General features: G+C 58.6%; 7 protein-coding genes. 3 read left to right on the forward strand and 4 right to left on the reverse strand.

The features are described 5' to 3' along the window. Nucleotides 1-37 precede the first annotated feature (37 nt). Entirely contained in the window at nucleotides 38-6,427 is a 6,390-nt protein-coding gene (locus TU76_RS13805) for an NEL-type E3 ubiquitin ligase domain-containing protein (protein WP_048351861.1), read from the forward strand. Between the two features lie 38 nt (nucleotides 6,428-6,465). Here TU76_RS13805 and metH read toward each other — a convergent pair whose 3' ends face one another. Further along, nucleotides 6,466-10,176: a methionine synthase gene (gene metH / locus TU76_RS13810; RefSeq protein ID WP_048351862.1), complete on the reverse strand. Its 3,711-nt coding sequence runs from the start codon at nucleotides 10,174-10,176 to the stop codon at nucleotides 6,466-6,468. A 154-nt stretch (nucleotides 10,177-10,330) separates the two neighbouring features. Between metH and TU76_RS13815 the strand changes: the two genes are divergently transcribed. Beyond that, nucleotides 10,331-12,628 (forward strand): fatty acid cis/trans isomerase, encoded by a 2,298-nt coding sequence (locus tag TU76_RS13815; RefSeq protein WP_048351863.1) that lies wholly within the window; start codon nucleotides 10,331-10,333, stop codon nucleotides 12,626-12,628. Between the two features lie 111 nt (nucleotides 12,629-12,739). Then, entirely contained in the window at nucleotides 12,740-13,324 is a 585-nt protein-coding gene (nfuA, locus tag TU76_RS13820; protein WP_019827280.1) for a Fe-S biogenesis protein NfuA, read from the forward strand. A 207-nt stretch (nucleotides 13,325-13,531) separates the two neighbouring features. Here nfuA and cobM read toward each other — a convergent pair whose 3' ends face one another. From cobM to TU76_RS13835, 3 genes are all read right to left on the reverse strand, one after another. Beyond that, nucleotides 13,532-14,278 carry a precorrin-4 C(11)-methyltransferase gene (gene cobM, locus TU76_RS13825; RefSeq protein ID WP_048351864.1) on the reverse strand — a complete coding sequence of 249 codons (747 nt, stop codon included), beginning with the start codon at nucleotides 14,276-14,278 and terminating at the stop codon, nucleotides 13,532-13,534. Nucleotides 14,279-14,342: 64 nt separating this feature from the next. Then, nucleotides 14,343-14,768, reverse strand: a complete 426-nt coding sequence (locus TU76_RS13830) for a cobalamin biosynthesis protein (protein WP_048351865.1) — start codon at nucleotides 14,766-14,768, stop codon at nucleotides 14,343-14,345. Then, nucleotides 14,765-15,466, reverse strand: coding sequence for a CbtA family protein (locus tag TU76_RS13835; RefSeq protein WP_019827276.1), 702 nt, complete (start codon nucleotides 15,464-15,466; stop codon nucleotides 14,765-14,767). Before TU76_RS13835 ends, TU76_RS13830 begins: the two co-directional genes overlap by 4 nt. Between the last annotated feature and the right edge of the window lie 8 nt (nucleotides 15,467-15,474).

Raw genomic sequence — 15,474 nt, forward strand, 5'->3', positions numbered from 1 at the left:
TGAAGCTCATTCAAACGGGTTTCAGGAAGGCTACTCAATGGGCAATTCTTACACACGCAACGGCCTGGGGCCGCACGCTGCATTGATCAAAGGCAAGCTGCCAGGCTGGATCAAACACATTCATGTGAACGATATCAAACGTCTGTCGCCGGGGTTGGCGTCCCGGGATGAGCCGCCCGAGTGGTTCACCCTTGCGCCTCGGTGGTTACGCCAGGCACTGATTGCCAGCCAGGATCGCAGTCGTCGGGCGAATACGGCCCTGGCCAAAACCCTCGGGGGGCTGCAAGGGATCACCGAATTTGCCGAACCCCGGCTCAAGGAGGCTTTGCACAGTCACAGCGCCGCCGGCCAGGCCATGGATGTCAACAAGAACCGGCTGTTCTATCTGCGGCGCAACCAGCCCGTGCAGCATCAAAGCCTGTTGCAAGCCGCGCTGATGAACTTTGAAGGCAATGAAGCCTTTTCGTTGGCGGTCAACGGTCAGGTCAGTGCCCTGGCACCTGAAGGTGCTTTGCCGCTTGATGTCTGGACACCAGTACCGGCTTATCCCGTTTCTCTCCAGATCGCAGATGTGCTGGTTCGGGGGTTAAAACCCGTTATCAGTACGTTCAAGCAGGCGCAGGACAACCTCAAACCTGTGCCCGGTTTTCGTTATCGCGAAAAGCTGGCCATGACTCCCCAGGTGTTTTCGCAGATATGCCGCGCCCTGGATTTGGGGCAGCAGTATCAGGACCATCTAAGCGAGGTGTTCGACGCACCCAATCGAGCATCCAGCGTGCGCCACCACCTGCAGGAGGCGCAAAAAGCCCTGTTGGCTGTCCACTTGCACGCGGCACTCATGCAACAGCATGTCTCTACGCAGGCTTATGACATGGTACGTGCCGTGCTGGATGGCGACCCTGGCCCCATGCTTAACGCAAAGCCGGTGGTCTTCAGCCAGCTGCAACTGTATGGATTTACCCTGGATCAGGTGTTGATCATGGGGCCGTATCGCTCAACGCTGCCGGTGACGGAGTGGGTGGACACCGACTTCGGGGTCCAGTTGCCCGTCATGAAAAAACCCGATATGGAACGCTTGGTGGTCTGGATTCCCGGTGCCCCCCTGTATCCACTTAAGGAGTACCCGTCGCTGGAAGCGTTTCAGTATGAGTTGGGCCTGAACCTGCGCACCCCGGCCTACCAGGAACTGTTCGCCCAGCGGGTGCCCCAAGGAGATGCTCAGGCATTTGTTTCACGGCTCAACCATCAGCTTTACCGCAAGACACCCGACCCCAAGGGAAAAGAAGCGCCGGTGTATGTAGATAAGGTGGATCTCAAACTGGGTCAGGCTTACATCGAGCCCCGACCCGGTGAACTATTTACAGCGTTGTATGACCTGCATCTGGAGCGGCTCAAGGCCAACGCCCGGTTACTCGCGGTGCCCACGGCGGATGCCGACAGCGCATTGTTGCAGCAGCGTCTTGATTACTGGCTGGGTTTGGGGATGGACGCGGTCAATGTGGCCGCGTTTTTTATTCCCGGTGTGGGCGAGGTCATGATGGCGGTGATGGCCCTGCAAATGGGGATGGAGATCTATCACGGCATCGAATCTTGGAGTGTTGGCGATGTGGAGGGTGCCTGGGCGCATCTGCAGTCAGTCGCCATCAATGTAGGGCTGGCGGGTGCCATGGGCGGCGCCGGTTATGGAGTCGGGAAAATTCCAACGGCAAACCTGAGCAAATGGGCCGACAAACTCACACAAATCATACTGCCCAATGCTCAAACCCGACTCTGGATGCCCGACCTCAGGCCTTATCAATGTGATGTGACGTTCGGCCCACAGGTTAAGCCCAATGCGCTGGGGCAGTACCTGGTCGATGGCAAAACCTGGGTGCGGATCGACCGGTACGTCTACGAGCAGACATTCGATCCCGCGCTCAAAGCCTGGCGGATCAAACACCCTACAGACAGCACGGCGTATCAGCCGCTGCTCAAGCACAATGATGGCGGGGCCTGGCGGCATCATCATGAACAACCCTTGCAATGGCCGCGCGAGACGCTGCTGCGCCGTCTGGGTCACGATACCGAGGCGTTCGATGGCCAGATACTGGCCCAGATTGGCGATGTGAGCGGTATCTCCGACGATGAACTGCGCAAGATCCATATTGATGGCCTGCCGGTGCCAGCAGTGTTGATGGATACCCTTGAACAGTTCGGGCTTGAGCGTGTGCAGGACTGCTTGCAGCCAAACGCCGATGTCGATTTGCTTCGCCGCAGGCATCCCATGCTCACGGAACGCTCGGCCCGGGAGGTGCTGGGACAGGTCGGGGGGCATGACCTGGTGCGCCTGCGCGAGACCCGGCAGGTGCCGGGTAAAATCGACGATCTGGCCCGCACCCTGGCCCAGCAAGGTCGATTGAACCGCGCGTTGGCGGGCCTCTACCGGCAGAGTCTGGCGTCCCTCGACAGTGAACGATTGGCAGTACGCTGTCGTGCGCAATTGCCGGGTATTTCAGGCGCCGAACTACCCCAGGCAGTGGCGCGATACGCGACCTCCCATCGCCGTGAGATGGCCCGCGCTTTAAAACTGCGCGTTCCCCGGTCCAGCCCAAGGCTGCAAAAGCTCAATGGCCAGATCGGCTACCCGCTATCAGGCAGAGGCGAGGTGTTGGAGGTTGATTCCTCATTGATTACACGGATGCGCGATGTCTATCCCAACATGACCGACGAGCAGGTCAGCCGTTACATACGCAGCCGTCTGAATGAAGGCCAGTCCGATCAACAGATTTATCATTTTCTGACGACCCAACAGCGCGAACTGGAGACCTTGCGCACCGCGCTGGATCAGTGGGTCGGCGGCGCCAGGGACGCATTCAGCCAGAGGATGCGCCGCCATGCCACCGACAGGCTGGTAACGTGTTGGCGGGAAGGCCTGCTGCGCAACGGTGAGCCTTCTTCCTACCTCAACCTTGAGTTTGACCTTGGCTGGGTCAGCGATTACCCGGTACTGGAGGCAGACTTTTCGCACGTCAGGACCTTAAAACTGGACACTGGCTTGATGCTGAGCGAGCCGCAAATGGGCTTCGTGAAACGTTTTAGCGGCGTGCAGCGCCTTGAAATGAACCTCCACCACTCAGATCAACTGCGAGTGGCCGAGGGTTTGAGTTTGTTACCCGCAGTCAAAGAATTGTCCCTGGACGCTGGATGGCAAGGGTTCTCGCAGCTCTTTATCAATCGACTGCAGACGGTGCCGCAGATCGAGCGGTTGTCGCTGACGGGCCCCGTAGGGGTGCTGGACGTCAGTGGTTGGCCCCAGCTGCGTGCCTTGCGCCTTGCAGGCACTCTGGGGCAGTGGCCCCTCGGGCTATTTGAGCTGGAGCATCTGGACGTCCTTGACCTGTCTGGCTCGATAATTGAGTCACTGCCCGAGCAACTGTTTTCGGGGCACCCGCGTGTGTGGCGCGGATTGCGCCTTGAGTGGTCAAAGATCCACCCCCGGGCTGTCCGTCGAGCCTATGAGTACCTGCGCGATAACCCGGGGCATTTGATGGATGTCGAGCAGTGGAAAGCCGGTTACTGCCAAGGTTGTCTGAAGCGATTTATCCCTCACAACCAGCCATTTGCCGAGAGAGTAGTGGCCCAATTCGCCCTCAGAGAGCAGGGGATGACTGAGTTGTTTGGGCGCGTAAATACACTCCATGAAGAGAATCAGGCACTCAACGTTGCGCTGGATGCCTGGTTGAGCAGCAGGCCATTGACCGCCGATGTGTTTTTTCGCCGCCAGGTGGTAGACAAAATCCAACACTGCTGGAGTCTCGGTATTTCCCGCCGACTGGGGTTTGAAGCCGTGAGCGCAGGCCCTTCGTGGCGGCACGTTTCAAATGCCGGACACCTGGACCTGTCGGGAGGTCGGCTGGAAGAATTGCCACAGCTGCCCGAGAGCGGGTTTGCCCATGTGCAGCATCTGGACTTGAACAACCTGGGCATGCCTCTGGACGTGCTAGATCGATTTCTGGGTTCGTTTGCCAATGTTCACGTGTTGAACCTCAGTCGTAACGGTCTGACTTCACTGCCTACTGTGCTAAGACGCCTCACTCGGATCACTGACCTGGACCTGACCTATAACGAGCTGACGGTAACACCCTCGATGCAGGGTCTGCTGGATTGCCTGGGCGAACTGAAGAAGTTGAGTTTGCAGGGTAATCGCGTCACGGCATTGGATGTCAGCGCCATGACGCGCCTGGAGTCACTGGACCTGAGCCACAGCGCAATCAAGCAATGGCCCGCGGGCGTCTTGCAGTTGCCGCAGTTGCGGCAATTGAACATGAGTCGCAGCGCCATCACCGATATTCCGGCGGCAGGCTTGCAGGGGCATGAAGACCTGATGTCGGGCACGCAATTGCGCGGATGCCGATTGACCCCTGAAAGCTGCGCCCGACTGCTCGCTTACGCGCAACGCACAGGGCGCCAGAGTGCTGGCGATATCAGTCCGTTTTTGCTGGCGACCGGGAGAACCGGTGGCTCACCCGAGTTTTTCCCCGAAGAGGTTTCTGACAACCCCGAATTGTTGTTACCCGGACGTCAAGTGTCCGAACGCGGTGACTCGCCAGTGACCCCGGCCGCTTTGTTGCAACGGTTGAACCCCGATTTAGCGCTCAGTGAGGCGATTGACCGTATCGAGCAAATACGTGGGCAAGGAGTGGGCGCGCTGCAAATCGATGCCCAACTGCTTGAGTGGAGCCGCCAGCATGACGGTTTGATCCTGCGGCTCAATCGCTGGATAGACATGCCCAGCTACAGGGAAGGTGGGCGCTGGGTCAGCGCAGTCGACCGCAGGCGGGCAGCAGACCGAATCATCCGGTCGTGGCGCCATACGTTGGGGGCTGAAGCAATCTCGGACGAAGACGAAATCCACACCCTTGATTTCTCGGATCTGTGCCTTGGCGATCTGCCGCAACTGGATCAGCCGCTGGCCCATGTCACCACACTGAACCTCAATGGGGTCAGGCTCAGCGCCCAAGGCTCCAACGGGTTTATCAGCGGATTTACCGGGCTGCACACCTTGCGACTTAATAACAACGCCTTGAGCCACTTGCCCGATGCCGTTGGCTCATTGGGCACCTTGACCCGGCTTGAGGCGTGTTACAACCAGTTGGAAGATGCCGAGCATTTGCACCATCAGTTGCAGTCGCTGACACGGCTTGAGTGGCTGGACCTGAATTACAACAGGTTGGAAAACTTTGACCTGACGGGCTTGAACCGGCTGCACACCCTTTTATTAAGGGGTAACCGGCTGGTGCGCTGGCCCATGGGTGTACTCAATACGCCAACCCTGAGGAACTTGAACCTGAGCAACAACCAGATTGAGTACATCCCTGTCGAGCTCTTTGATGGCGACAATGATGAGCTCATGGCCAGTACCGATCTGACCGATAACCTGTTGTCGGCCTCAGGGTTCTCGGAGTTGCGGGACTATCTGGACCTTTCGGGCAATAGCCTTGGTTACGACCGTGAAGATATTGAAAGCGCATTGAGGGAGGAGGGTGAAGCCGTGGACTCATCCGATGAGTCGGATGAAGATCTGGTTCACCCAAGCGCCGAGCCCCAGGATCAGCAGAAGGCGCGCTGGTTTGAAAACATTCCTGCGGACTCGCCAAGGCATGGGGTCTGGGATGCCCTGCGCGCCGAGGAAGGGAGCGAAGGCCTGTTTCATTTACTCGCGCAGTTGAAGCACAGCCGTGACTTCATCCAGGACAAGGCTGATCTTGCCCGTCGGGTGTGGAGTGTTCTTGAAGCTGGCGAGATGGATTCAATGCTACGCAACGAGTTGTTTATCATCGCCCGCTCGCCCATGACCTGCGGGGACGGGCGAATCTTGTTGTTCAGCGATCATGAAGTGAAGGTGCATGAGTTCAACGCGCTTCGCTCAGTCGTCCCCGGTGCAGAAGGCCCGGTACTGCTCAAATTGGCCACCGGCCTGTTCCGTCTGGGCCAGGTGGAAGAGATTTCCCGTACCGACATCAGCCTGCATCCTGAGCGTGACCCTGCAGAGATTCGTCTGGCCTATCGCATTGGCTTGGCAAAGCGCCTGGATTTGCCCAAGCAGCCAACGGACATGCTGTTCAGAAATGCCTCTGGCGTGACAGATCAAGATATCGACACGGCTTGTAGCAAGGTGCTTGCGGCACAAAACTCGCCGCTCTTGATGGAGCAACTGATCAGTCAGGATTACTGGGTGAGCTATCTGCAGCGAAAGTACGCATCGGCGTTTTCACGGCTTGAGCTGCGATATGAGCAGGAGGCTGAAGCCCTGCAGGATCAGCACCCGGAGCTGGATGAAGCCTACAGTCGCGAAATAGTCGCCATGGGCGAGAGAAGGAAAATCGAACAGCGGGCGCTACTGACTCGCTTGTCGCAGCGTGAGCGCGATGAGATCGCGCCGGTTTGACAGGCAGCCCCCGCAGGAGCTGTCTGTAGCCGGGTTACTTAGTTGTCATAGCCCAGGTTGGGAGCCAGCCAGCGCTCGGTCACGCTCAGGTCCTGACCTTTACGTGCCGTGTAGCTGTCGATCTGGTCCTTGTCGACCTTGCCCACTGCAAAGTATTGCGCTTGCGGGTGAGCAAAGTACCAGCCGCTGACCGCTGCCGCGGGGAACATGGCGTAGTGCTCCGTGAGGAATACTCCGCTTTTGCCAGCGCGCATTTCTTCAGCTTCTGGGTCGAGCAGCTGGAACAAGATGCCCTTTTCAGTATGATCCGGGCACGCCGGGTAGCCGGGGGCAGGGCGGATGCCGCTGTATTGCTCCTTGATCAGCTCATCGTTACCCAGTTGCTCGTCCTTGGCATAGCCCCAGTATTGGGTTCGAACTTGCTGGTGCAGCCATTCAGCGCAGGCCTCGGCCAGACGGTCGGCCAGGGCCTTGACCATGATCGAGTTGTAGTCGTCACCTGCGTCCTGGTAGGCCTTGGCCACTTCTTCGGCGCCGATGCCGGCAGTGGTAATAAAACCGCCCACGTAGTCCGTTACGCCGCTGTCCTTGGGTGCCACGAAATCGGCCAGCGAGAAGTTCGGCTTGCCATCGGTTTTGATGATTTGCTGGCGCAGGTGATGGAGCTTGGCCAAGGGTTGGCCATCGTCACCGTACAGCTCCAGATCGTCATCATTGACCTGATTGGCCGGCCAGAAGCCGAACACCGCCCGGGCGCTGATCAGCTTTTCGTCGATCAGCTTGGCAAGCATTTCCTGGGCATCGGCGTACAGCGCCGTTGCCGCTTCGCCGACCACTTCGTCAGTCAGGATGCGCGGGAACTTGCCCGCCAGGTCCCAGGAGATAAAGAACGGTGTCCAGTCGATGTACTCGGCCAAGACCTTGAGGTCGATGTTGTCCAGGACCTTGGCCCCGGTAAAGGTGGGTTTGACGGGCTGGTAACTGGCCCAGTCGAACTGTGGCTTTTTGGCAATGGCTGCGGGGTAGCTCAAACGCTCGGTACGGGCGCTGCGGTTGGCGGTACGTTCGCGGACTTCAACGTACTCATCGCGGGTCTTCTGGACAAAGGCCGGTTTCAGCTCCTTGGACAGCAACTGCGTGGCTACACCCACGGCGCGGGAGGCGTCAGTGACATAGATCACCGCATCGTTCTGGTACTTGGGTTCGATCTTGACCGCAGTGTGCGCCTTGGAGGTGGTGGCACCGCCGATCATCAGAGGCAGATGGAAGTTCTGACGCTGCATCTCGCGCGCCACATGGACCATCTCATCCAGCGACGGCGTGATCAGGCCCGAGAGGCCGATGATGTCGCACTTCTGCTCCTTGGCGACCTGCAGGATCTTTTCTGCGGGCACCATCACACCCAGGTCAACAATGTCGTAGCCATTGCAGCCCAGTACCACGCCGACGATGTTCTTGCCGATGTCGTGTACGTCGCCTTTCACGGTAGCCATCAGGATCTTGCCCTTGGCCTCGGGTTTGTCGCCTTTTTCCAGTTCGATAAACGGGATCAAATGCGCCACGGCCTGCTTCATCACACGGGCGGATTTCACCACCTGCGGCAAGAACATTTTGCCCGCGCCAAACAGGTCGCCAACGATGTTCATGCCCGACATCAGCGGGCCTTCGATGACTTCGATCGGGCGCTTAAAGGACAGGCGCGACTCTTCGGTGTCTTCAACGATATGAGTCGTTATGCCCTTGACCAGTGCGTGCTCCAGACGCTTGTTGACGTCCCAGCTGCGCCACTCTTCAGTTTCAGCCTCTTTGACGCTGCCATCGCCCTTGTACTTGTCGGCAATGGCCAGCAAATTGTCGGTGCCGTCCGGGGTGCGGTTGAGCACTACATCTTCCACCGCGTCGCGCAGCTCGGTCGGGATCTGGTCGTAGATCTCCAGCTGGCCGGCGTTGACGATACCCATGGTCAGGCCGTTGCGGATCGCGTACAGCAAAAACACCGAGTGGATCGCCTCACGCACCGGGTTGTTGCCACGGAACGAGAACGACACGTTGGACACGCCGCCCGACGTCAGGGCATAAGGCAGCTCGTCGCGGATATAGGCACAGGCGTTGATGAAGTCCACAGCGTAGTTGTTGTGTTCTTCAATGCCGGTGGCCACGGCGAAGATGTTCGGGTCGAAGATGATGTCTTCCGGCGGGAAGCCCACTTCGTTGACCAGGATGTCGTAGGAGCGTTTGCAGATTTCCTTTTTGCGCGCTTCGGTGTCGGCCTGACCGGCTTCGTCGAAGGCCATCACTACCACTGCGGCGCCATAGCGCTTGCACAGTTTGGCGTGTTCTTTGAACTGCTCGACGCCTTCTTTCATGCTGATCGAGTTGACGATTCCCTTGCCCTGAATGCACTTGAGGCCCGCTTCGATCACTTCCCACTTGGAGGAGTCGATCATGATCGGTACGCGAGAGATATCCGGCTCGCCAGCGATCAGATTGAGGAAGGTCACCATGGCCTTCTTCGAATCCAGCATGCCCTCGTCCATGTTGATGTCGATGATCTGCGCACCGGCCTCAACCTGTTGCAGCGCCACTTCCAGGGCTTCGGTGTAGTTGTCTTCGCGGATCAGGCGGGCGAAGCGGGCAGAACCTGTGATGTTGGTACGTTCGCCGACGTTGACGAACAACGAACTGCGATCAATGGTAAACGGCTCCAGACCTGAAAGGCGGCAGGCCTTGGGGATGTCCGGAATCTGGCGCGGGGCGTAACCGGCCACGGCATTGGCGATGGCCTGGATATGGCCCGGGGTGGTGCCGCAGCAACCGCCGACAATATTCAGGAAGCCGCTTTGGGCGAACTCTTCAATGACCTTGGCGGTTTCGGACGGCAGTTCGTCGTACTCACCGAATTCGTTGGGCAGGCCGGCGTTCGGGTGAGCCGAGACGTAGGTGCTGGCCTTGTTCGACAGCTCTTCAAGATACGGACGCAGCTCGCTGGCGCCCAGGGCGCAGTTCAAACCGACCGAAATCGGCTTGGCGTGGCTCACCGAGTTCCAGAACGCTTCGGTGGTCTGGCCTGACAAGGTACGGCCCGACGCATCGGTGATGGTGCCTGAGATCATGATCGGCAACTCGATGCCCAGCTCTTCGAATACGCCTTGTACAGCGAAGATTGCGGCTTTGGCATTGAGCGTGTCGAAAATGGTTTCGATCAGAATCAGGTCAGAGCCGCCTTCGATCAGGCCCTTGGTGGCTTCGGTGTAGTTCTCCACCAGCTCATCGAAGGTGACGTTCCGGTAGCCCGGATTATTGACATCCGGCGACAGCGAACACGTACGGCTGGTAGGGCCGAGCACGCCTGCGACAAATCGTGGTTTATCTGGGGTTTCGAGGGTCTTGGCATCTGCCACCTTGCGCGCAAGGCGTGCGCCTTCTACGTTTAGCTCGTAGGCCAAAGCCTGCATGCCGTAGTCGGCCTGTGAAACCTGGGTGGCGTTGAATGTGTTGGTTTCGAGAATGTCGGCGCCGGCATCCAGATACGCCTTCTCAATGGCCCCGATCACATCGGGGCGGCTGAGGATCAAAAGGTCGTTGTTGCCTTTGACGTCGCTCGGCCAGTCGGCGAAGCGTGTGCCACGATAGTCGTGTTCCTCTAGGCGGTAGCTTTGGATCATAGTGCCCATGCCGCCATCGAGAATCAGAATGCGCTCTTTGAGGGCTTGCTGAAGTGCTTGGAGACGAGCGCTGCGGTCAGACATAGGACTACCTGTTAGAGCCATGCAAAAGATGCGAAATCATAACAAACCTGCGTGGGATTTGAGCGTTCGCTGATTTACATGAATTTCATTCACGTTGTAGCGGGTCAGCGACAGGTAGAATCGCGACATATTTTTGATATCAGGACACTGGCACATGTTTTTTCGCCTACTCGCCAGCGCCGTGACGCTGGTGGCGTGCAGTACAGCGTTGGCACAGGCCCCGTTGGTTAGTCCGGCAATCTCCTACACCCGGGACATTCAGCCGATCCTCACCGAAAAGTGCGTTGCCTGCCATGCATGCAACGACGCAGCCTGCCAGCTGAACCTGGGGAGCGCGGAGGGCGCGACCCGGGGTGCCAGCAAGGTGCCGGTCTATAAAGGAGATCGTGTCGATGCGGTTGAACCGACGCGAATTTTCTATGATGCCGATGGCCAGCAGGAGTGGCGGCTAAAGGGTTTCTATTCGGTGCTGGACGCCCAGGGAGCCCAGGCTTCCTTGATGGCGCGGATGCTGGAGTTGGGCCACAGCACCCCGTTGACCCCTAATGCCAAGCTGCCTCAGGAGATCGTCCTGGGCCTTAATCGCGAGAACGTCTGTGCGGCGCCAGGGGAGTTCAATGCCTACGCGCAGCGCCATCCGAAAGAAGGCATGCCGTTGGCTGTGACCGGGCTGACTGACAAACAATACACCACCGTGCAAACCTGGCTGGCCCAGGGTGCACCCGTGGATCAACATGCGATCAAGCCCACCGCGGTCGAGGCGGCACAGATCAGCGAATGGGAGGAGTTGCTCAACCGTCCGGGCTCAACCGAAGCCCTTGTGGCGCGCTGGTTGTATGAGCATTTGTTTCTGGCCCATACCTATTTCGACAACGGTGTACCGGGGCATTTCTTCCAGTGGGTACGTTCACGCACCCCAAGCGGCCAGCCCATTGACCTGATTGCCACCCGCCGTCCAAACGACGATCCGGGCACCCTGTTTTACTATCGGTTGATGCCCGTGCAGGGTGTGATCGTGCACAAAACCCACATCACCTATCCGATGGGCGCGCACAAGCTGGCGCGGGTCAAGCAGCTGTTCTACAGCGGCGACTGGCATGCCACGAGCTTGCCGGGCTATGGGCCGCGTGGCCGGGCTAACCCGTTTGAAACCTTTGAAGCGATACCGGCGGTGGCGCGTTACCAGTTCATGCTCGACAACGCCGAGTATTTCGTACGCACCTTTATCCGTGGGCCAGTGTGCCGTGGGCAAATTGCAACAGACGTGATTCGCGACAACTTCTGGACCGTGTTTCAGGAGCCTGCTCATGATCGCTATGTCACCGACGCGGCCTACCGAGGCGCTGCGACGCCGTTGCTGGCCATGCCGGGCCAGATCGACGACGTCGGCAGCGTTATTTCGCTGTGGCACCGCTATCGCAACAAGCGCAATGACTATGAAAAATTGCGCCAGCAAGCCTATGCCGACATGCCGCCGCCGAGCTGGTCGACCCTGTGGGCGGGGAACGACAACGCCTTGTTGACCGTTTTCCGTCACTTCGACAGTGCCAGCGTCAGCAAGGGCCTGATCGGCGAAATCCCCAAGACCCTGTGGCTGTTTGACTACCCCCTGCTTGAGCGGACGTACTATCAACTGGCGGTCAACTTCGATGTGTTCGGCAACGTCTCGCACCAGGCACAGACGCGCTTGTACTTTGACTTGATCCGCAACGGCGCCGAGGTCAACTTCCTGCGCCTGATGCCCGCTGACTCCCGTTCAGGCATCTTGAGCAGTTGGTATCAGAACAGCGGCAAGCTGAAGATGTGGATGGACTATCAGAAAATTGATAACGACACACCGAGCGGCATCAAACTCGATCCCGTCGACCCCAAACGGGACTTTGCTCTTAAGCTGATTGAGCGCACCGGCACTCTGAATGCACGGCCAGACCCGATCAACCGTTGCACTGGCGCGTACTGTTCACGTCCTGATATCGCGCAAGAGTTCAGATACGCCGAGCAGGCCCTGAGCCGTTTGACCTCGCGCCCTGCAGCCGGGCTCGCGGTGATCAATCAACTGCCAGAAGCCAGCATGCTGCGGATCGAAGGCACTGACGGCAAGCGCGAGATGTACAGCATGTTGCGCAATCGCGCGCACACCAACGTGGCTTTCATGATGGGTGAGGAATACCGCCTGCAACCAGGGCTGGACACCCTGGCCATTTACCCAGGGGTGCTCAGCAGCTACCCGAACTTTATGTTCAATGTCCCGACCGGGGATGTGGAGGCCTTTGTTGAAGCCATGGAAAAATCTAAGGATCAAGGGAGCTTTGACACCATCGTCGAGCGTTGGGGGATTCGCCGCAGCCATCCGCAGTTCTGGCAGTACTTTCACGATATTGGCCAATACATCAGCGAAACCGACCCGGTGGAGGCAGGTGTGCTGGATATGAACCGCTACGAAAACCTGTAATCAGCCACTAGATTTGGATGCATGGGGTGTGGCTTTCCTGACAAAAACACTAGGACTTTGTCAGGGGCGCCGATTGGCGTAAACTGCGTCCCATGTCTGCGAGGAGATTCCATGAGCGCCATAACGATTACCGACGCTGCCCACGATTACCTGGCTGATCTGCTGTCAAAGCAGAACACCCCCGGTATCGGCATCCGCGTCTTTATCACCCAACCCGGTACCCAGTACGCCGAAACCTGCATTGCCTACTGCAAGCCGGCTGAAGTCAAATCTGAAGATACCGCCATCGGCCTTAAAAGCTTCACTGCCTGGATCGATTCGTTCAGCGAACCCTTCCTTGACGATGCCGTGGTGGATTACGCCACCGATCGCATGGGTGGTCAGTTGACCATCAAGGCGCCCAACGCCAAAGTGCCGATGGTCAATGCCGATAGCCCGATCAACGAGCGCATCAACTATTACCTGCAAACCGAGATCAATCCCGGTTTGGCCAGCCACGGTGGTCAGGTCAGCCTGATTGAAGTGGTAGAAGACGGTATCGCGGTGCTCAAGTTCGGTGGCGGTTGCCAGGGCTGCGGCCAGGCGGACGTGACCTTGCGTGAAGGTATCGAGCGCACCTTGCTTGAGCGTGTGCCGGAGCTCAAGGGCGTTCGTGACGTGACCGACCACTCGCAGAAAGAAAACGCCTACTACTGAGTTATCGGTAACAGGGTGTTCGCTGCGAAGCTGAAGAAAAAACGGTGCCCCGTGAGCACCGTTTTTTTATGGCTGCGAGATTCGGATTGTGCGGGCGCAGCAGAACCTGTTGGAGCTGGCTTGCCTGCGATGGCAGCAATGGGGTTTACCTGACAGACAACGCCGTCTGCATCGCGAGCAAGCCCGCTCCCACAGGGGCGAGAGCGTTCAAGGCCGATACAAATGCGCATGTCCCGCGCGGTACAGCGACGAATCCGAAAAGCTGTCGCTGGCCAGGACCCGGCCCACCAGAATCAGCGCCGTGCGCTTGAAACCTTTGGCCTGGACTTTGGCCACAATGTCTTCAAGGGTCCCTTGCACCCAGTCCTGATCAGGCCAGCTGGCACGATGAATCACTGCAATCGGGCAATCGCTGCCGTAGTGCGGGGTCAGTTCGGCAACGATGCTCTCAAGGTTTTTGACCCCCAGGTGAATGGCCATGGTCGCCTTGTGCTGCGCCAGACTGGCGAGTTCTTCTCCGGCCGGCATGACGGTTTTTTCTGCGTAGCGGGTCAAGATTACGGTTTGCGAGATATCGGGAAGCGTCAGTTCTGCGCCCAGGATGGCCGCGCAGGCTGCGGTGGCCGTTACGCCCGGAATAATCTCAAAGGCAATTTTCAGCTCGCGCAGGCAGCGGATCTGTTCGCCTATGGCCCCATACAGGCTGGGGTCGCCGGAGTGTACGCGGGCGACGTCCTGACCTTTGGCATCGGCGGCCTTGATCAGCGTGATGATTTGCTCAAGGTGCAACGGCGCACTGTTGATCACCTGCTCGGCCTGATGGCCTTGCAGTACCGCTTCGGGGACCAGTGAGCCTGCGTAAATGATCACCGGGCAACTGCGTATCAGGCGCTGGCCCTTGACGGTAATCAGCTCAGGATCGCCGGGTCCGGCGCCGATGAAATAAACAGTCATGGCAGTCTCTTGAAAGGGGCGAGATAGAGCTGTTCTTGAACAACGCTCATAGTGAGGCGGGTGATTATCGCGGGTTTTGCTCAAAAGAGGCCAACGCAAAGGTCGCCCCGGGTGATTTTTGTCGCGTAATCCGCAGGGTCGCGGGTGCGCCTGCGAGCTGCTCGGCCAGGGCCAGTGCGGCACTTTCGGCAACGCCGAAACAACCGGTGTGCTCAAACGCAATGTCGGAGCGATGACTCAGCTGTGACGCGTACGGGGCAAGCTGTTCAGCATTGAAGACCTCAAACCCCAGGTTCAGTTGGGCTGCCAGTTGCAGCAGCGAGGGTTCCTGGCGCTTGAGATCGATACTGGCCAAGCCACTGACCGCGCTCAGTGCGATCCCGGCCCGAGCCAGGGAGCTTTCGATCAAACTCAAAAGCTGCGCAACGCTGCATCCCTGGCGGCAGCCCAGACCCATCACCAGGATTGGCACTGTGCCCGTTACCGTCATGCCGAGTACTGGCCTTCAGACTTGCGGCGAAACAGCCAGGCGCTAATCACGCCCAGTGCCAGCCAAAAAGCGAAGTTGGTCAGCTGCGAGGCAATCTTGAACTGAGATTCCAGTGCTTCAGGAGCCAGGCTTGAGTGCACCAGTGGCTGCGGCGCCCCAAAAATATGCGGTACCACCAGAATCGCCACGCCCAGCACTTTCAGCGCCCAATGCTTGCCAAAGACCAGCAATGCGATTGCCACTGCGGTCGAGGCTGCGGTGCTGACCCACCAGAGTTGGCGTTGCAGCAAGTCGGCCGCTGCAGTGCCCGGCAGCTCGGGCGGCAGTCCCAGGGTTGGTGCCAGGCAGAACACCGCATAACCGGCAAGCCCCCAGAGCAGACCCTGGGACGTGCGGGTCGGGGCACGCAAGGTGTAAAGACCCGCCAGCATCAAGGCAAAACCGACAGCAACCACCAGATTGCCGCCAGTGGTGGACAGCACGCGCTGCCAGCCATCTTCCGGCTCCCAGGCCTCGGCGTCGTGTTCATGGGCAGGCATGGCCATGTCGGCATGCTCGTGCACTTCTGTGGCGGCAGGTTTTTCATAGGTTTCGGCCTGCAAAATCAGCGGGGAAACCCACAGGCTTTGCATCAAGGTCAGCAGCAGGGCGGCCAGCAAGCCGGTGAAGCCTGCGGTTTGAGCGATACGCTTAATCATGGCAGGCA

The sequence above is a fragment of the Pseudomonas psychrophila genome, from assembly GCF_001043005.1.
GTDB classification, from domain to species: Bacteria; Pseudomonadota; Gammaproteobacteria; order Pseudomonadales; family Pseudomonadaceae; genus Aquipseudomonas; species Aquipseudomonas psychrophila.